This is a genomic window from Rhodoferax sp. LB1P47, assembly GCF_056521445.1.
The window spans coordinates 174,081-192,091 of record NZ_JBWMAU010000001.1; the positions used below are offsets into that span (position 1 = coordinate 174,081).

Below are 18,011 nucleotides of genomic sequence, written 5' to 3' on the forward strand. Positions count from 1 at the left end.
GGTTGCAGTCTATTCGGTTGGTGCAGGTTTCGTTTTGTCCGCCAACTGGGTAATGGTTCTGGCGATGCCGCGCAGCAGCTGGATTTCTTCTTGTGCCAGTTGGGCGCGGTTGAACAGCTGGTTCAGGCGCGGCATCAGTTTTTTGGGTGCGGCGGGGTCTAAAAATCCGGCCTCGGTCAGGGCCTGCTCCCAGTGGCCCAGCATGCCGCCCATCTGCTGTGCATCGGCCAGCACCGGGGCGGTGGTAGCGGCCTCTACGCCGTAGCCGCCCAGGGCCATGCGCCACTCGTAGGCGATGAGCTGCACGGCGGCAGCCAGGTTCAGCGAGCCGAAGTTCGGGTTGGTCGGAATGCTCAGCGCCACGTGGCAGCGGTACACATCTTCGTTGGCCATGCCAAAGCGCTCGCAGCCAAACAAGAACGCAATGCCCTCGGGTCTTTTTAATGCCAAATCGGCCTCTAGCGCATATTCCACCTGCGCAGGCAGCTCTCTTTTTAAGAGTGACTCGAAATGCGGGCGCGGTGTGGTGGTGGGCGGGCCGAAGTCGCGCGGGGTCATCGCCGTGGCGCACAGGTGGTCTACGCCGTCGAGTGCTTCGTCCAGGGTGGCGACGATGCGGGCGTTGTCCAGCACGTCCAGAGCACCGCTGGCGCGCTGGATGGTTTCCAGCCGGCGCAGCACATTCGGCCAGCGCGGATCGACCAACACCAGGTCGTCAAAACCCATGACTTTCATGGCGCGGGCAGTAGCACCCACATTGCCAGCGTGGCTAGGTTGGATCAGAATAAAACGGGTTTTCATGGGCAGCAGGGCAGGCGGGTAAAATCCGTCGATTGTCGCTGCCCGCATCGTCTGGCTGCTCTTCATTTGCTCTTACTCACAATCTATGGCGCTCCCAAACTTACATCCGATGCTCAACGTGGCCGTCAAGGCCGCCCGTGCCGCTGGCAATATCATTAACCGTGCGGCACTGGATGTCGAAGCGGTGCGTATCAACCAGAAGCAGATCAACGATTTCGTCACCGAAGTCGATCACGCGGCTGAGAAAATCATCATCGAGACGCTGACCACGGCCTACCCCGGCCACGGCATCTTGGCGGAAGAATCGGGTACAGAGTTTGGCGCCAAAGATTCCGAGTTTGTGTGGATCATCGATCCGCTCGACGGCACCACCAATTTCATCCACGGCTTTCCGTTCTACTGCGTCAGCATCGCGCTGGCCGTGCAGGGCAAGATCGAACAAGCCGTCGTCTTCGACCCCACCCGCAACGATTTGTTTACCGCCACCAAGGGCCGTGGCGCGTACATGAACGAGCGCCGCATCCGTGTTTCAAAGCGCGTACGTTTGAACGAATGCCTGATCTCCACCGGCTTCCCGTTCCGCCCCGGTGACAACTTCAAAAACTACATGGGCATGATGGGCGACCTGATGCCCAAGCTGGCCGGCATCCGCCGCCCTGGCGCAGCGGCCCTCGACATGGCCTATGTGGCTGCCGGTTTTACCGATGGATTCTTCGAGTCCGGCCTGAACCCTTGGGATGTGGCCGCAGGCTCGCTGCTGATCACCGAAGCCGGTGGCCTGGTGGGCAACTTCACCGGTGAAGCCGACTTTTTGGAACAAAAGGAATGCATGGCCGGTAACCCCCGCGTGTACGGACAGCTGGTGTCGGTATTGGGCAAGTACAGCAAGTTTGCCAGCGCTGGCGAAAAGGCCACCCTGCGCCAAGCCGCAGCGGTGGATACGCCGGATGCCACTGAGCCCGTTGAATCCGTAGCGCCGGTCGCCCCCAAGAGCGAAGACGCGCCGTTTTAACCTTGATGTTTTAGGGCGGCCAAGGCGGCTTGCGTGCGCTGGGCCACCTCGCGCTCCATATAGCCGCTCTGGTCACGCAAGAAGTCGGCAAAGGCCTTGAGCGCCACATGCGCTTTCACCCGCGCCAGCACGATGGACGGGCTGATGGGCTTGGTAATGTAGTCGGCCGCACCCAGCGCCAGGCCCTTGGTTTCGTCTTCCACCTCGGACTTGGCGGTGAGAAAAATCACCGGAATATCGCGGGTAGCCGGCTCGGCCTTCAGGCGGCGGCAGACCTCGTAGCCATCCATGTCGGGCATCATGATGTCGAGCAAGATCAGATCGGGCGGCGCGTCTGAGTTGGCAATCCGCAAGCCTTTTTCGCCGTTGTTCGCCACCTTGACTTTGTAGTGGTCCTTGAGCAACGCGCTCATCAAGGACAAGTTGTCCGGGGTGTCGTCTACCACCAGGATGGTGGTGACCGGCTTGTCAACAAAAAGGCTTGGAGCGTCCTGGGGCATGGCAGATAAGGGCAGGTAGAAAAAAACAAAAGCATACCCGCGTTTGCAGGTTTGTAAGCTTATGTTTCAAACGCCCTGCCCTGCCAGCGATCACACCGGCTCTGGCAACCCGCTGTGCAGGGACCGGGTGATGGCCAGCCCGATGCGGGTGGCTTCCAGCGCGTCGGACAGGGTCAGGCTCAAAGGCTGCACGCCCCGGCAGGCGGCCACAAAAGCCGCCATCTCGGCCGCAAAGGCAGCTTCAAAACGCTCGTAAAAATCGCCCAGCACCGCATGCCGCACGCCCAGGCTGTCGCTGCGCACCACACGGTCACGGGCGGCATGCTCGCCCACCAGCAGCTTGCCTGCGGTGCCGATGATTTCGGTGCTGGTTTCGTGCCCATGCGCCATAGTGCGCGAGGCGTACAGCACGGCTTTGGCGCCGCCTTCAAATTCGACCACCGCCAGTCCGTTGTCTACATCGCCAAACTCGGCCAATGCCGGGTGCAGCGCGTTGGTGCCGGTGGCAAACGCCCGCAGCGCCTTGGGGCGACCCAGCATCCAGCGCGCCAGGTCGATGTCGTGCACGCTGCAGTCCATGAAGATACCGCCCGAGGTGGGCGCAAACCGCACAAAGAAACCCTCGGGGTCGTTCTGGTCGCAGGTTTGGCTGCGCACCAGAAACGGCTTGCCGATCTCGCCCGCCGCCACACTGGTCTGGGCGCTCACATAGCTCGGGTCAAAGCGCCGCACAAAGCCCACCATCGCCACCTGCGCCGGGTGTTGCTCGGCCACGGCCAGCACGCGTTCGCAGTCGTCCAGGTTCAGCGCCAGTGGCTTTTCTATAAACACATGCTTGCCAGCCTGCAAGGCCGCGATGGCCTGGTTGGCGTGCAAAGACGTGGGCGTGACCAGCACCACCGCATCGATGTCCGGGTCGGCGATGAAAGCATCAAAGTCTTCATACAACCGCCCCACCCCCAGTTGCTCGGCGGCAAAAGCCCGCTCGCTGGCGACCGGGCTGCAGGCCGCCAACAGCGTGCAATGGCGGGTGCGAAAAGCCAGGGCCTCCGCGTGCCGTTGGCCCAGCCGGCCCAGACCGGCAATGCCTATCCGCAATGGTGCAGCCATGGCTTAAAACAGAACGGGTTGGCCGCTCAGGCAGCTTTCAGCGGCCGCATCGGCCAGCTTCTGGGCCGCCACGCCATCAGCGATGGTGGTTTTGAAAGGCGCGCCAGTTTGCAGGCATTCAAAGAAATGCGCCATTTCCAGCTTGTAGGCTGCCGCGTAGCGTTGCAGGAAGAAGGCTTCTGGCTTGTCGGCACGGATGCCCGTGGCATCCCACTGCACGACTTCGGTTGGCGTGTGGTTGCCGCATTGCAGCAGACCGGCCGAGCCCAGCACTTCGAAGCGCTGGTCGTAGCCATAGGCGGCGCGGCGGCTGGTGTTGATCTGGCACAGGCGACCGGACTGGGTGCGGATGCTGACGGCGGTGCTGTCCACGTCGCCCAGGGCGGCAATGGCCGGGTCGGTCAGCACCGAGCCGGTGGCGCTGAGCCACACCGCTTCGTCGCCGTCGGCGCACAAGATCCAGCGGAACACGTCCAGATCATGGATCAGCATGTCGCGGAAGATGCCGCCAGAGGCCTTGATGTAGTCGGCCGGGGGCGCGCCGGGGTCGCGGCTGGTGATGATCAACATTTCGGGCTTGCCGATATCACCGGCGGCCAGGCGGCGGTGCGCGTCGTTAAAAGTAGGGTCGAAACGGCGCTGGAAACCAATCATGCAGGCCACACCGGCGGCCTTGACGGCTTCGGCGCAGGCAATGGCGCGGGGCACCGACAGATCAACCGGCTTTTCGCAAAAAATATGCTTGCCTGCGGCAGCGGCCCGGGTGATGAGGTCGCTGTGGGTAGACGTGGACGAGCAAATGGCCACGGCGTCAATGCTCTTGTCGGCCAGCACGGCTTCGATGGTGGACACATTCGCACCGTACTTTTGCGCCAGCTCATCGGCCGCAGCGGGCACCGGGTCGCACACGCTGTGCAGCTTGACACCGGTCAGTGCGGCGATGTTGGAAGAGTGGATACGGCCAATGCGGCCAGCACCGAAAACAGCAACGTTTTTCATAGGGTTTACAGACAAATTGGAAAAAGAAAATCGCACTATACGGGGATTTTCGATGGACGAAAATATTTTTCTAAAAAAATTAAAAATCGAATTTTGGTTCAAGGTAAACCCTAGGAATTGACCATAAATGGTCAAAAAATGCGCTGCCAACCGGCGCTGGCCTGTCTACAGTGGCACCCAGCAAATCCCCACCACCTCGGAGACACACCCCACCATGACATCCCACACCGCCATCCCTTTTTCGATCAACCGCATCAGCGCCCCCCGCATCCCCTTCGCCACATTCGCCGCAATGGCCAAGCGCCTGGGCGTGGGTGCGATTGAGATCCGCAACGACTTGCCCGAGGCTGAAATGGTCAACGGTGCCAAGGCCGCCGACATCGGTGCCGCAGCCAAAGCCCAGAGCCTGACCATCCGCTCCATCAACGCGCTGCAACGCTTCGAGCAGTTCGACGCCAAGCGCCTGACGGAGGCGCAAGACATGGTGGCTTACGCCGTAGCCTGCGGTGCCGAAGCCCTGGTGCTCTGCCCCACCAACGACCTGCGCGACCACCGCAGCGCCGACCAACGCCACCTCGATCTGGTGGACGCGCTGACCCAGCTCAAGCCGCTGCTCGACCAAGCCGGTCTGGTGGGTTTGGTGGAGCCGCTGGGCTTCGAGGAATGCGCCGTGCGCCGCAAATCGCAGGCCGTGCGCGCGATTGAGCAAATCGGCGGCAGCAAAACCTTCAAGCTGGTCCACGACACCTTCCACCACCATCTGGCGGGTGAAGGCCTGTTCTACCCCGAGCACACCGGCCTCATCCACATCTCCGGCGTGGAAGACACCGCCCTCGCTCCCTCCCAGATGCGCGACAGCCACCGCGTGCTGGTGGGCGCCAATGACCGGCTGGGCAACGCCACCCAGCTCAACACCTTGTTGAACGCGGGCTACACCGGTTTTGTGTCGTTTGAGCCGTTCGCCGAAGAAATCGCCGCCGCAACGGAAGCCGACATCGCGCAGCAACTGGCCGCCAGCATGGCCTACCTAACCCAAGCCGTAGCCGCCGAGCGCCAAAAAGAAGCGCAAGCCGCCTAATTGCATTTGCATGGCTCCTTCCCCCTCCGGGGGAAGGTTGGGATGGGGGCCGGGTTTAATTGCCAGCCCCCACCCCGCCCCTCCCCCGGGGGGGGGAGAGCGTAAAACCAGACCGCTCGCTTGCCTCTACAGTGCGGGCATGCCCGACATACCCGCCCCCCGTAAAAAATCCAGCGCCCGCTTCATCGACATTGCGGCGCTGGCCCAGGTCAGCCCGGCCACCGTCAACCGGGTGCTGAACGACCGGGGCAGCGTCTCCACCGCCACCCGCGAAAAGGTGGTCCGGGCGGCCCAGCAACTCGCCGTGCCGCGCCTGATGCCCGACATCCACCGGGGCCTGACCCGGCTGGATGTGGTGTTTGCACGCAGCCAAACCCCCTTCTTCCAGCGCATGGAACTGGCCTTGCAGCGCTTCATGCCCCTGCTGGACCGGCGCATCGTGGTGCACCGCCACAGCTTTGCCCCCGGCGACGACGCAAACACCGCGCAGTTCATCCGCCAGCCCCCGCACCCCCGCCACGGCCTGCTGCTGGCGGTGCACGACACGCCCGAGCTGCGCGCCGCTGTGCAATACGTCAGCCAGCAAGGCGTGCCGGTGGTGACGCTGATGAGCGACATCAGCGACCCGAGCGGAAGCAATAACGCCCCCCGTCTGCACTACGCGGGCATAGATAACCTGCACGCGGGCCGCACAGCCGGGCATTTCATGGGGCGGCTAGCCGGTAAAACAGGAAGGCTGCTGGTGCTGACCAACGACCTGCACTTCCGCGCCCACCGCGACCGCACCGCCGGATTTATGGACGTGGTGCAAGCCACGTTTGGGCAACTCAGCAGCACGCCCGCCATCCCCTGCCATGACGACCCCGACCAGGTCTACCAGGCCGTCGATGCCGCCCTCAGACTAGGCGATGTGGCGGGTATCTACCACAGCGGCGCGGGCTCCATCGGCATCCACCGCGCCTTGCTGCGCCACGGCCGCGCAGGCAGTGTGGTGTGGATTGGGCACGAACTCAGCGACGAACACCGCACCTGGCTGACCGAAGGCACGATGGACCTGGTGATCGACCAAGACCCCGACGGCCAGGTCTTATCCGGCATGCAGCACCTGCTGTTTCAAACCAAATGGCTGGCCCAAAAGCCCCCCGGTGGACCGAATGAATTTCGCCTGTTTTGTGCAGAAAACCTGCCCAACCAGCGGTATTTGCCTGCCAGCTAGACTCAAAGCCTCCCCAACATCAATAATAAAAAATCGTAAGCATTTGATTTATATGGATAAAGAAGAAAAACCACAACACACGCCGATGATGCAGCAGTACCTCGCCATCAAGGCCGAGCACCCCGATACGCTGGTCTTCTACCGCATGGGCGACTTCTACGAGCTGTTTTTTAGCGATGCCGAGCGCGCCACCGCCCTGCTCGACATCACCCTGACCAAGCGCGGCCACACCGCTGGCGTGCCGATTCCCATGTGCGGCGTGCCCTTCCATGCGTTGGAGGGCTATCTGGCCAAGCTGCTCAAGCTGGGCGAATCGGTGGCGATTTGCGAGCAAGTGGGCGAAGTCACCGGCAAGGGTCCGGTAGAGCGCAAGGTGGTGCGCGTGGTCACCCCCGGCACGCTGACCGATGCCGAGCTGCTGTCCGACAAAACCGAATCCGTGCTGCTGGCCATCCACCAAGGCCCGCGCAACACCTGCGGCCTGGCCTGGCTGAGCGTGACGCGCGCCGAAATCCACCTGGCCGAAGCAAGCAGCGACGAACTGGAAGCCTGGGTCACCCGCATCGCCCCTAGCGAACTGCTGCACAGCGCGGATGTCAGCACCAGCCTGGAGCAACGCATCCAGGCGCTGAAACGCGCTGCATCCGGCGTGGCCTTGTCCACCACCGCCCGCCCGGCGTGGCAGTTCGATGCCGCCCTGGGCCAGCGCAAGCTGCTGGAGCAACTGCACGCCGCCACCCTGGCCGCCTGGCAGGCGGACGATCTGCCCCAGGCCCACGCAGCGGCGGCCGCCTTATTGACCTTTGCCGAGCACACCCAGGGCCGCGCCCTGTCGCACGTGCAAACCCTGCGGGTGCAAAAGGGCGATGCCAGCATCCACCTGCCCCTGAGCACCCGGCGCAACCTGGAGCTGACGCAAACCCTGCGCGGCGAGGACAAACCCACACTGTTCTCGCTGCTCGACACCTGCAGCACCAGCATGGGCAGCCGGGCGCTGAAGCGCTGGCTGCTGGAACCCCAGCGCGACCGCAGCGAGGCGACATTGCGCCTCGAAGCCATCGCCACCCTGCGCGAAGCTGGGCACGGCCAGCGCCTGCGCGAGCAGCTCAAGGGCAGCGGCGACGTGGAGCGCATCAGCGCCCGCATCGCCCTGCGCCAGGTGCGCCCGCGTGAACTGGTGGCCTTGCAGTACACGCTACAAAAAGCAGAGCTACTTGTGCAGGCAGTACCTGCGCAATCGGCACTTTTGGCCCAAATTTCTGCGGCCCTGCACCCACCCATTGGCTGCGCCGCCCTGCTGCAACACGCCATCCTGGACGAGCCCGCCGCCTTGGTGCGCGACGGCGGCGTGATCAACCGGGGTTTTGATGCCGAGCTGGACGAGCTGCGCGACATCCAGACCAATTGCGATGCGTTTTTGCTGGACCTGGAAACCCGCGAAAAAGCCCGCACCGGCATTGCCAACCTGCGGGTGCAGTTCAACAAAGTGCACGGCTTCTACATCGAAGTCACCCAGGGCCAGATCGACAAAGTGCCCGCCGACTACCGCCGCCGCCAGACGCTTAAAAACGCCGAGCGCTTCATCACCCCCGAGCTCAAAGCCTTTGAAGACAAAGCCCTGAGCGCCCAAGAACGCGCCCTGGCCCGCGAGAAATGGCTGTTCGAGCAGGTGCTGGATGCCTTGCAGGCCTTTGTGCCGCGCCTGAGTCAACTGGCCTACGCGCTGGCCGCGCTGGACGTGCTGTGTACCCTGGCCGAGCGCTCGTTGACGCTGAACTGGTGCGCCCCGGTGTTTGTCAAAGAACCTTGCATCGCCATCGAAGGGGGCCGCCACCCGGTGGTGGAAGCCCGGCTGGCTGAGACCAGCAGCGCCAGCTTCATCGCCAACGACACCGCCCTGGGCCACCGCCAGCGCATGCAGATCATCACCGGGCCCAACATGGGCGGCAAATCGACCTACATGCGCCAGGTGGCCACCATCGTGCTGCTGGCCAGCATGGGCAGCTATGTGCCCGCCAGCGCCTGCCGCCTGGGCCCGATTGATGCCATCCACACCCGCATCGGCGCAGCGGACGACCTGGCCAACGCGCAATCCACCTTCATGGTGGAGATGACAGAGGCCGCGCAAATTCTGCACAGCGCCACATCCCACAGTCTGGTGCTGATGGACGAGATTGGCCGGGGCACCTCCACCTTTGACGGCTTGGCGCTGGCATCGGGAATTGCCGCGCATCTGCACGACAAGACCCAGGCTTTCTGCTTGTTTGCCACCCACTATTTCGAGCTGACCGAGTTCCCGGCCAGCCACTTTGGGGCGGTGAACATGCACGTCAGCGCCGCCGAGGCGGGCCGCGACATCGTCTTCCTGCACGAACTACAGCCCGGCCCCGCCAGCCGCAGCTACGGCATCCAGGTAGCCCGGCTGGCGGGGATGCCCGCAGCGGTGCTGAACCACGCCCGCCACACCCTGGCCGCGCTGGAAGACCACGCGCTAGGCAGCCAGGCGCAGGTGGATTTGTTTGCGCCGCCGCCCGCTGCGGAATTGGTAGCACTCAGCGCTGTGGAGACGGCGCTGGAGGCCATCAACCCCGATGCACTGAGCCCGCGTGAAGCGCTGGAGGCGTTGTATAGGTTGAAGAAGCTAAGCGAGGCTGGCGCAGCTTAAGAAGAAAAAAGGAATGTCCCTCTGACAAGGGATACTTACCGACACAAAAGCACTGCCTGGAAATCAGCAATAGCTCATAAATTCACCAGGCAAATCAAGCCACCAAACCGACAAATGCCATGCAAATCAGCTCATTGCGCTTAGAAAATTTTCGCTGTTTCGCCGCACTTGATGTCAAGCTGCATCCTCAAATGACCGTTCTGGTTGCTGAGAATGGCCAAGGTAAATCGACGTTACTGGATGCCATTCGCATCGGACTGTGGCCATTCGTCAGCAGCTTCGATTTGGCACGCAATGCTTTTAACGACCCCGGCAATTCAATTGCGATTGACGACGTTCATTTACTCCGGCTGGCTACTGGAGACATGGCACGCCAGTTACCTTCTCGTATTAACGTGACCGGAGACTTTGGTTCCGGGTCTGAAACAACTTGGGGGCGCTACAGGGATAGCGAGGGCAAACTGACTAAAACGAAGGATGAAGGCAAAACTAGCTTTATGAAACAGTGGGCAGGAGCCGTTCAAGAGCAAATTCGTGATCCCCAACAGCCTACGCTCGACCTTCCCGTATTCGGCTACTACGGCACGGGGCGGCTATGGGCGCAAAAGCGCCTTACTGAAAATTTAAAAGGCAAAGACGACACACAAGAATCCGATTTCTATGTGCGCACGTTTGCCTACCTCAATTGCCTCGATCCAGCATCCTCATACAAACATTTCAAAGAATGGTTTATCTGGGCGTTTACCAGCTACCGTGAACAGCAAATCAAACAACTAGAAAAACAGGCGATTTCGCCTGACTTACAAACAGCACAGCAACGCATTCAGGTGATTCAAAGGGCTATCGACGGCTTTCTGCGTACAGCCACTGGCTGGCACACGCTGGAATACAGCATCAGCCACGAAAAGTCTCTGGTCATGCACCACGACCAACAAGGCACGATGGAAGTTGACTTGTTGAGTGATGGAATTCGCAGCATGTTGGCCATGGTGGGCGACATTGCGTACCGTTGCATCAAGCTAAATCCACATTTAGGGGTTAACGCAGCCCTTCAGACCTACGGCATTGTGCTCATCGACGAAATAGACATGCACCTACACCCGCGATGGCAACAGATCGTCTTGGGCCAACTGCAAGAAATTTTTCCCAAAGTGCAGTTCATAGTAACAACACACAGCCCGCAAGTACTGACCAGTGTCGATGCATCTTGCATCCGTCTGCTGCAACAAGAAATTGCCCAAGACACCAGTAAAAAAACAACCGTTGTGAAGTCCATCACCCAGCAAACCAGAGGCGTTGCCAGCTCCGATGTGTTGGCCGCCATCATGGGGGTTGATCCCGTTCCCGATGTACCAGAAGCACGTCAACTTGCGGCATACCATGCCCTTATCCAGCAGAACCTCCACACATTGGAAGAAGGTCTAGAACTGCGGGAAAAACTGGATCAGCATTTCGGAAAAAGCCATCCCGCCATGCTCGATTGCGATCGCATGGTCCGTCTGCAAGCATTCAAGCAAAAACTGCCTTTGCCTAAAGGAGCCGATTGAATGCACAAGCTGCAACGAGACCCCAATCCACCGGCGTGTCTGGGTCGCTATCGCTACGGGGTTAACCACTGGGGAATGGAAAGCCCCACCCCTGCGGAACGCGGGGAAATATGGGAAAAACTCAATGCCATGCAAGGCCACCGATGCGCCTATTGCGAAGCCACCATTGATGTAGGCCATCACCACATAGAGCACTTCCGGCAACGCTCTAGGCATCAACAAGGCACGTTCAACTGGAGCAACTTGTTTGGTTCATGCGAGCGCCCCAACACCTGCGGCGACCACAAAGACACGTGTGGACCCTACCAGCACACAGACCTGATCAAGCCAGACATTGACGACCCGGATGACTTCTTTGTATTCACGCCAGATGGCTCTGTGAGTCCCAAGGCGAACCTATCAGCCGCACACCACCGACGGGCTACTGAAAGTATCCGCATCTTCAAACTCGACGGTGCACTACGCCAGATTCGCAAAGCTACAGTGATGGGCTATGTCCAAATATTAGAAGTCTGGGCCGAATATGAAAATTATTTCGAGTCATCCGAATGCCAGCCCTTGATCGAACTAGAACTGAAACAAGAACTTGCCGCCACAGAGAATCTGCCTTTTGCTACAGCCATACGGCATGTACTTACCCGACAAACTTGATGGCAAGTTGATGCCTAAAAATTACAACCTGCCGTACCGCGTGCCGCAAACCGCCTCGTTTTAAAACTCCCACAGAAAGCCCAAAATGACCTACTGCGTAGCCATCAAACTCAATGCCGGGCTGGTCTTCCTGTCCGATTCCCGCACCAACGCCGGGCTGGACCAGATCAGCACCTTCCGCAAGATGATCGTGTATGAGAAGCCGCAAGACCGCTTCATGGTGCTGCTGTCGGCGGGCAACCTGAGCATCTCGCAGTCGATCCGCGAGATCTTGCAGATCGAGCAAGTCAAAGAGCACGAGGACAGCGAACCCATCACCATCTGGAACGCCAAAAGCATGTTCGACGCAGCACGCGTGCTGGGTGCTGCGGTGCGCCATGTGTACGAACGCGACGCAGCGTCCTTGCGCCAGGCCGGGGTGGAGTTCAATGTGTCCATGGTCTTCGGCGGCCAGATCAAGGGCGAGGGCATGCGTTTGTTCCAGGTCTATTCGGCCGGCAACTTTATTGAGGCCACGCCCGAAACCCCGTACTTCCAGGTCGGCGAATCCAAGTACGGCAAGCCCGTGCTGGACCGCGTGATCACTCCCACCACCCCACTGGACGAGGCCGCCAAGTGCGCGCTGGTGTCGATGGATTCCACGCTGAAGTCCAACCTGTCCGTCGGCCTGCCGCTGGACCTGGTGGTCTACGAGGCAGACACCTTCCAGACCGACAAGATCGCCTGCATCGACGAGAACAACCCCTACATGAAGATGCTGCACGGCAGCTGGGGCCAGAAGCTGCGCGAGGTGTTTGACAGCATCGAAGATCCGATGTGGAACGGCGAACACACCGAAGTGCCGCTGATGGTGCAGTCCGCCAAAGGCAAGCCGCTGCGCAAGATCACCACGCCGCAAGAAAGACTGATTTGAGGCAACCTGGGTGACTGACCTCGGCCAGTCCGGCATCCACAATGCCCGCATGCCGCTGATCATCTTCACCCACGCCAACAGTTTCCCCGCCACCACCTACCGCGTGCTGCTTGAGAGCCTGCGCGAGCGGGGCTACACGGTGGAGGCGATCGACAAACTGGGCCACGACCCCCGCTACCCGGTGACCAACAACTGGCCGCACCTGGTGCAGCAGCTGGCCGACTTTGCCACCGAGGCCGTGGCGCGGCACGGAAAACCGGCGTTGCTGGTTGGCCATTCGCTGGGGGGATTCCTCAGCCTGATGGTGGCCGCCCGCCACCCGCAGCTGGCGCAGAGCGTATTGCTGCTGGATTCGCCCATCGTGGGCGGCTGGCGCGCCACCACGCTGGGGGCCTTCAAACGGGCCAAGATGGTGGAAGTGGTGTCGCCCGGCAAGATCAGCCGCAGCCGCCGCCAGCACTGGGCCGATGCCGCCGCTGCGCTGGCGCACTTCCAGGGTAAAAAAGCTTTTGCCCGCTGGGCGCCGCAGGTTTTGCAGGACTACATCACCTTTGGCACGCACAACACCGACGGCCAACGGGTGCTGGGCTTCGACCGGGCGGTAGAGACCGCCATCTACAACCACTTCCCCGACAACCTGGAGCGCCTGCTGCACCGCCGCCCGCTGCAATGCCCGGTGGCTTTTATTGGCGGTACCCATTCCGCCGAGATGCGCCAGATCGGCATGGCCCTGACCACCAAAATCACCAAAGGCCGCACCATGATGCTGGACGGCAGCCATCTGTTTCCGATGGAGAAGCCTCTGGCCACGGCGGCGGCGATCGAAGCGGCGCTGCGGAATATGGCGATTTAAGTGGCTTTGGGGGGCACGCAGCCTGCCTGGGCCTCACTGCTCCCCGCCAAAACCGGTTTTTGCGGTGCGGATGCAGGACCAGCGGGTGAAACTGGCACATAACCATCCCCCACAAGCTGCTTGTTTCTGAGGTTGATGTACGGATTGAAAAACTGGTTCGCCGCCAGTGCGTCGGTACCCACATTGACGTTCAGAGTAGACATCACATGGTCCATGCTCTCCAGGCCGCCCACTAGGCTGCACGCGCCGTGGTAGACCACCGCGTCGGCAATGGCACGCTCCACGGAATAGTCTTTTTCGTCGTACTTGCGGGCGCACTGCATGGCATCGGCAATCACCCGGCGCTTCAAGACAATGCCCTTGGCGATCACGTGGGCGGCCATGTCGGCGTAAAAATCCTGGTTATGTTCGGCGCGCACACCGCTGGCCGCACCAGATACCGCAGCCCAGTTGCCCGCAGCCCGGGCCCCGGCGGCCACACTGCCCGCCGCTCCGGCTAATACCGAAGTAAGCCCATAAAAAAAGTTGGCATTGGATTGCTTGCGCTTGAGTACGGTCTTGTACTCTTCGCACAGGTCGTTAGACACTATGATCAGCCGGTCCTGGATACGGTTGCGCTCGTACTTCAGGTCTTTGACCGGCACGCCCGATGTGCTGTCGAGTAAGCCTCGCATCTTGGCCAATGCGGCTTCAAACTCGTTGGGAAAATTCTCTTTTTTGAGTGCCTCGGTAGCAGCCGACTCTTGTTTGGACGCACCGTTGGTCACCAGTGAAATCAAATCCACCTGCTCAATCGGCTGCGTCACCAGCCCACCGGGGCCGAACTTCGACACCGTACTGTCTCGCATGTTGGGCACTAATTCCGCGCACCCGGTGAGCAAGCCCACCCCCAGCACGCAGCTTGAAAGCAAAGCGGTTTTCATGGCAACTCCTGGTTGAGATTAAATAAGACACAACACCGCCACAGCGGGTGCAGTCCAATTTCAATCCAATACCGGGGTTGCCGCATCCCCTAAACGATGGATGGTTCGTTCAACTCCGCGCCAGCAAAGGCCCCAGATCCGCCAAACCATCGATAAACGTCACCCGCTGCGCCACGTCCACCGCCATGCCCTCGCGCGGGTGCAGGCTGAACACCTGCATGCCCGCCGCCAACCCCGCCAGCACGCCGGGCAGGCTGTCTTCGACCACCGCGCAGTGGGCGGGTGCCACGCCCAGAGCCTGGGCGGCGTGCAGAAACAGGCCGGGGTGGGGTTTGAAATGGCCCACCTCGTAGGCGCAAAAAATACGCTCGCCCAGCAAGGGACGCAGGCCGGTCAGGCCCAGGGTCAGCTCGACCTTTTCACGCGGGCCGTTGGTGGCGACGCAAAACGGGATGTGCAAGCTTTGCAGCAAGGCCAGCGCGCCCGGCAGCGGCTGCAGGCCCTGGCGGAAACGGATCTCAGACTGCTGGCGCACCTGCGCCGTCAGGGCGGCTTCAAAACCCGGTGCCTGCGCGGGCAGCTGGGCCGTAATCCAGCCAATGCAGTCGGCCATGCGCGCACCGCGAAACCGCTGGTACGCCTCGGCACGGGTGAACTGCACGCCGTGGGCCGCCGCCAGCGTGTGCAGCACGTCCATGCCTGGCTCTTCGCTATCGACCAGCGTGCCATCGGCATCGAAAATAACGGCGTGGATGGGCATGGCTAGTCGGCCCACACCACCAGCCCGCTCCAGGCGGTGGCCAGCACCACGATGCCGAAGGCGATGCGGTACCAGGCGAAAGGCACAAAGTTGTGGGTGGAGATGTAGCGCAGCAGCCAGCGCACGCACAACCAGGCACTGAGGAAGGAAAACAGCAGGCCCACGGCGAACATGGGCGCGTCGGCCATCGACAGCAAGGCGCGCTCTTTATACAGACTGTAAGCCCCGGCCCCGACCAGCGTGGGGATGGCCAGAAAGAATGAAAAATCGGTGGCCGCCGTGCGCGACAAGCCCATCAGCATGCCGCCGATGATGGTGGAGCCGCTGCGGCTGGTGCCGGGGATCATGGCAAAGCACTGCACCAGGCCGACTTTGAGCGCATCCAGCGCCGTCATGTCGTCCACGCGGTGCACGCGGGTGGCCGAGGGTGCGCGCTTTTCTGCCCACAAAATGATGAAGCCGCCAATGATGAAGGTGCTGGCCACCACCACCGGGGTAAACAAATGCGCCTTGATGGCTTTGCCAAACAACAGGCCCAGCACCACGGCGGGCAAGAAGCCGATCAGCACGTTCAGCACCAGGCGGCGGGCGTTTGGCTGGGTGGGCAGGGCCAGCACGGTGTCGCGGATTTTTTGCCAGTACACCATGACCACCGCCAGGATGGCCCCGGTCTGGATGGCGATGTCGAACACCTTGGCCTTGGCGTCGTCCATCCCCAGCAAGGCCCCCGCCAAAATCAAATGCCCGGTGCTGGACACCGGTAAAAATTCGGTCAGCCCCTCGACGATGCCCATCACGGCCGCCTTGATCAGCAAAATGGTGTCCACGCGCTCTCCCTTAAATATAGTTCTAGAGATTATCCCTGTGCGGCATGGCAGTCCGGGCAGTGCTGGATGCAATCACGTATCTTCATAAAACCACGCACATTCCATACCTGCCCGCCATATGCGGCATGCAGAATTCAAGGCCGTCCACCGCCCCGCCCGCTGATCTTCAGATGAAATTTATTTTCCGCTCGCCGACCTTTTGGGTCCTGCCGGTCGTGTGCAGCCTAGGCTTGCCCACACCCGTCCATGCAGCCCCCCGCACGGCATCCAATCAGATCACGCTGGATTTTTACAACGCCGATATCGAGGGGGTTGCGCGGACCCTGGGTGTGATCACGCACCGCAACATCGTGGTGGACGCACGCGTCAAAGGCACGCTGTCGCTCAGCACCGAAACGCCGGTCACACCCGCACTGGCCTGGGAGCATTTCTTGGCCGCATTGCGCATCCAGGGTTACACCGTGGTGGCCACGGGCGGGCTGTACAAAGTCATTCCAGAGGCAGACGGCAAACTCCAGTCGGATACGCTGTGGGCCGATCCCGGCAAGCTGCGGGGCGAGCAGATCGTGACCGAGATCTTCAAGCTCAGCCATGAAAACGCCAACAACCTCGTGCCCGTGTTGCGGCCCTTGATCAGCCCGAACAATGTGATCAACGTCAACAGCGGCAACAACTCGCTGGTGATTACAGACTACGCCAACAACCTGGGGCGGCTGCGCACCATCATCACCACCCTGGATACGCCCAGCGCGACCGATGTGGAAGTCATGCCTTTGCAGCACGCGGTTGCGGCCGATATCGCATTGACGGTGCGCCGCCTCACGGAGTCCGCCAGCACAGCGCCCAGCGCCGCCACGGCCAATGCCGCCACGGGTGCGGCCACAGCAGCCCCCAGCACGGCCACCGGCAGCACGGCCTCCATCGTGGCCGATAGCCAAAGCAATAGCCTGCTGGTCCGGGCACAGAATCCGGTGCAACTGGGCTTCATCCGCGCGCTGGTGGCCCGGCTGGACCGCCCCCGGGAGAACGCCAACGTCCGGGTGGTCTACCTCAAAAATACGGATGCCACCCGGCTGGCCCAGGTTCTGCGGGCCGCATTCCCCACCGAAACCACCGGCAACAACAGTGCCAGTAGCGGCAGTTCCAGCCAGGCAAGTGCCGCCCGGAGCAGCAGCGACAGCAGCGCCAGCAGTAAGGAATCGGCCCAGTCAACCACCCCGGTGGTGGCCGCCGCGCAACCCTCTACCGGGGGCGGCATCCAGGCCGATCCGGCCAGCAACGCGCTCATCATTACCGCCCCCGAGCCCCGCTTCAAAGAGATGCGGCAGATCATTGAGCAGCTCGATACCCGCCGGGCGCAGCTGTATGTGGAGTCGCTGGTGGTGGAGGTAGATGCCAGCAAAAGTGTCGATTTGGGCATCCAGTGGGCCAAGATATTCGACATCAGCAGCACTACCACGCTCACGCTGGGCACGGTGGCAACCGCCTTGGAGTCGATGTCGGGAACCAATATTTTGTCTACCGCCAACGTGGTGACGCTGGACAACGAAGAGGCCAAGATCGTGGTGGGCCAGAACGTGCCGTTCATCACCGGCTCGTACACCAGCACCAGCAGTAGCAGTAGCAGCCCGTTTCAGACGGTAGAGCGCAAAGACGTGGGCATCACCCTGCGCATCAAGCCGCAAATTGGCCAAAACGGCAATATCCGTATGGCGATCTACCAGGAGTCGTCCTCGGTGGCCTCCACCAGCAGCACCCTGGGGCCGACCACCAACAAACGCTCGATTGAATCGTCGGTGATGGTCAACGACGGCAAAATTATTGTGCTGGGCGGACTGATCGAAGACAGCGCCACGGACGATGCCTCGCAGGTGCCCGGTGCGGCTGACCTCCCCTGGCTCGGGGCTTTGTTCCGCAGCCTGAGCCGGACCCGCAAAAAGACCAATCTGATTGTGTTTTTGCGCCCCCGGATCATGGCCGACGACACCGCCAGCAGCGCCGTCTCATGGGACCGGTATGACTACATGCGGGCCCAGCAACAGGCCTTGCCAGCGCAGATTCAGCAGCTATCGCTGGAACCCCAGCGCCCCTTGATGCCGCTATTGCAATCTATAGAAAAATAGCCACCAGCGCATATGGAGAAAGCGCAAGCAGCT

The 18,011-nt window shown here is 61.3% G+C and carries 15 protein-coding genes and 1 pseudogene; 9 read left to right on the plus strand and 7 right to left on the minus strand.

Going from position 1 to position 18,011, the window contains the following annotated elements; translation table 11 throughout:
* Positions 1-9 precede the first annotated feature (9 nt).
* The gene (locus AC0969_RS00865; protein ID WP_479622234.1) at positions 10-801 is read right to left on the minus strand and encodes an RNA methyltransferase; all 792 of its coding nucleotides are present in this window, start codon (positions 799-801) and stop codon (positions 10-12) included.
* Positions 802-886: 85 nt separating this feature from the next.
* Here AC0969_RS00865 and AC0969_RS00870 point away from each other — a divergent pair, with 85 nt between their 5' ends.
* A complete protein-coding gene (locus tag AC0969_RS00870; protein WP_479622235.1) occupies positions 887-1,813 on the plus strand; it encodes an inositol monophosphatase family protein in 927 nt (308 codons plus the stop codon).
* A 32-nt stretch (positions 1,814-1,845) separates the two neighbouring features.
* Here AC0969_RS00870 and AC0969_RS00875 read toward each other — a convergent pair.
* The 3 genes and pseudogenes from AC0969_RS00875 to iolG all read right to left on the minus strand — a co-directional run.
* Positions 1,846-2,313: pseudogene (locus AC0969_RS00875) on the minus strand (response regulator); the annotation flags it as partial.
* A gap of 90 nt (positions 2,314-2,403) precedes the next feature.
* Positions 2,404-3,423 carry a Gfo/Idh/MocA family oxidoreductase gene (locus AC0969_RS00880; protein WP_479622236.1) on the minus strand — a complete coding sequence of 340 codons (1,020 nt, stop codon included), beginning with the start codon at positions 3,421-3,423 and terminating at the stop codon, positions 2,404-2,406.
* A gap of 3 nt (positions 3,424-3,426) precedes the next feature.
* Positions 3,427-4,422: an inositol 2-dehydrogenase gene (iolG, locus tag AC0969_RS00885; RefSeq protein ID WP_479622237.1), complete on the minus strand. Its 996-nt coding sequence runs from the start codon at positions 4,420-4,422 to the stop codon at positions 3,427-3,429.
* Positions 4,423-4,636: 214 nt separating this feature from the next.
* Between iolG and AC0969_RS00890 the strand changes: the two genes are divergently transcribed.
* From AC0969_RS00890 to AC0969_RS00920, 7 genes are all read left to right on the plus strand, one after another.
* On the plus strand, positions 4,637-5,500 hold the full coding sequence (locus tag AC0969_RS00890; protein WP_479622238.1) for a TIM barrel protein: 864 nt from the start codon (positions 4,637-4,639) through the stop codon (positions 5,498-5,500).
* Positions 5,501-5,639: 139 nt separating this feature from the next.
* The gene (locus AC0969_RS00895; protein WP_479622239.1) at positions 5,640-6,716 is read left to right on the plus strand and encodes a LacI family DNA-binding transcriptional regulator; all 1,077 of its coding nucleotides are present in this window, start codon (positions 5,640-5,642) and stop codon (positions 6,714-6,716) included.
* Positions 6,717-6,768: 52 nt separating this feature from the next.
* Complete coding sequence (gene mutS / locus AC0969_RS00900) at positions 6,769-9,381, plus strand: DNA mismatch repair protein MutS (RefSeq protein ID WP_479622240.1); 2,613 nt, start codon at positions 6,769-6,771, stop codon at positions 9,379-9,381.
* A gap of 119 nt (positions 9,382-9,500) precedes the next feature.
* Positions 9,501-10,928, plus strand: coding sequence for an AAA family ATPase (locus AC0969_RS00905; protein ID WP_479622241.1), 1,428 nt, complete (start codon positions 9,501-9,503; stop codon positions 10,926-10,928).
* The gene (gene ptuB / locus AC0969_RS00910; protein WP_479622242.1) at positions 10,929-11,579 is read left to right on the plus strand and encodes a retron Ec78 anti-phage system effector HNH endonuclease PtuB; all 651 of its coding nucleotides are present in this window, start codon (positions 10,929-10,931) and stop codon (positions 11,577-11,579) included.
* Positions 11,580-11,664: 85 nt separating this feature from the next.
* Positions 11,665-12,492, plus strand: a complete 828-nt coding sequence (locus tag AC0969_RS00915) for a proteasome-type protease (RefSeq protein WP_479622243.1) — start codon at positions 11,665-11,667, stop codon at positions 12,490-12,492.
* Between the two features lie 49 nt (positions 12,493-12,541).
* Positions 12,542-13,345 (plus strand): alpha/beta hydrolase, encoded by an 804-nt coding sequence (locus AC0969_RS00920; RefSeq protein ID WP_479622817.1) that lies wholly within the window; start codon positions 12,542-12,544, stop codon positions 13,343-13,345.
* On the opposite strand, the gene AC0969_RS00925 is transcribed toward AC0969_RS00920, so the two are convergent.
* From AC0969_RS00925 to AC0969_RS00935, 3 genes are all read right to left on the minus strand, one after another.
* Positions 13,342-14,268 carry a hypothetical protein gene (locus AC0969_RS00925; protein ID WP_479622244.1) on the minus strand — a complete coding sequence of 309 codons (927 nt, stop codon included), beginning with the start codon at positions 14,266-14,268 and terminating at the stop codon, positions 13,342-13,344. The two genes, AC0969_RS00920 and AC0969_RS00925, sit on opposite strands and share 4 nt — an antisense overlap.
* Before the next feature lie 109 nt (positions 14,269-14,377).
* A complete protein-coding gene (locus tag AC0969_RS00930; protein WP_479622245.1) occupies positions 14,378-15,028 on the minus strand; it encodes an HAD family hydrolase in 651 nt (216 codons plus the stop codon).
* Between the two features lie 2 nt (positions 15,029-15,030).
* On the minus strand, positions 15,031-15,855 hold the full coding sequence (locus AC0969_RS00935; protein WP_479622246.1) for an undecaprenyl-diphosphate phosphatase: 825 nt from the start codon (positions 15,853-15,855) through the stop codon (positions 15,031-15,033).
* Positions 15,856-16,085: 230 nt separating this feature from the next.
* Between AC0969_RS00935 and AC0969_RS00940 the strand changes: the two genes are divergently transcribed.
* On the plus strand, positions 16,086-17,978 hold the full coding sequence (locus tag AC0969_RS00940) for a secretin N-terminal domain-containing protein (RefSeq protein ID WP_479622247.1): 1,893 nt from the start codon (positions 16,086-16,088) through the stop codon (positions 17,976-17,978).
* Positions 17,979-18,011 lie beyond the last annotated feature (33 nt).

Bases quoted from the DNA above. Each gene is read 5' to 3' on its own strand.
- AC0969_RS00920 (WP_479622817.1), top strand. From the start codon at position 12,542: ATGCCGCTGATCATCTTCACCCACGCCAACAGTTTCCCCGCCACCACC.
- AC0969_RS00870 (WP_479622235.1), top strand. From the start codon at position 887: ATGGCGCTCCCAAACTTACATCCGATGCTCAACGTGGCCGTCAAGGCC.
- AC0969_RS00865 (WP_479622234.1), bottom strand. From the start codon at position 801: ATGAAAACCCGTTTTATTCTGATCCAACCTAGCCACGCTGGCAATGTG.
- iolG (WP_479622237.1), bottom strand. From the start codon at position 4,422: ATGAAAAACGTTGCTGTTTTCGGTGCTGGCCGCATTGGCCGTATCCAC.
- ptuB (WP_479622242.1), top strand. From the start codon at position 10,929: ATGCACAAGCTGCAACGAGACCCCAATCCACCGGCGTGTCTGGGTCGC.
- AC0969_RS00915 (WP_479622243.1), top strand. From the start codon at position 11,665: ATGACCTACTGCGTAGCCATCAAACTCAATGCCGGGCTGGTCTTCCTG.
- AC0969_RS00880 (WP_479622236.1), bottom strand. From the start codon at position 3,423: ATGGCTGCACCATTGCGGATAGGCATTGCCGGTCTGGGCCGGCTGGGC.
- mutS (WP_479622240.1), top strand. From the start codon at position 6,769: ATGGATAAAGAAGAAAAACCACAACACACGCCGATGATGCAGCAGTAC.
- AC0969_RS00895 (WP_479622239.1), top strand. From the start codon at position 5,640: ATGCCCGACATACCCGCCCCCCGTAAAAAATCCAGCGCCCGCTTCATC.
- AC0969_RS00905 (WP_479622241.1), top strand. From the start codon at position 9,501: ATGCAAATCAGCTCATTGCGCTTAGAAAATTTTCGCTGTTTCGCCGCA.
- AC0969_RS00890 (WP_479622238.1), top strand. From the start codon at position 4,637: ATGACATCCCACACCGCCATCCCTTTTTCGATCAACCGCATCAGCGCC.
- AC0969_RS00925 (WP_479622244.1), bottom strand. From the start codon at position 14,268: ATGAAAACCGCTTTGCTTTCAAGCTGCGTGCTGGGGGTGGGCTTGCTC.
- AC0969_RS00930 (WP_479622245.1), bottom strand. From the start codon at position 15,028: ATGCCCATCCACGCCGTTATTTTCGATGCCGATGGCACGCTGGTCGAT.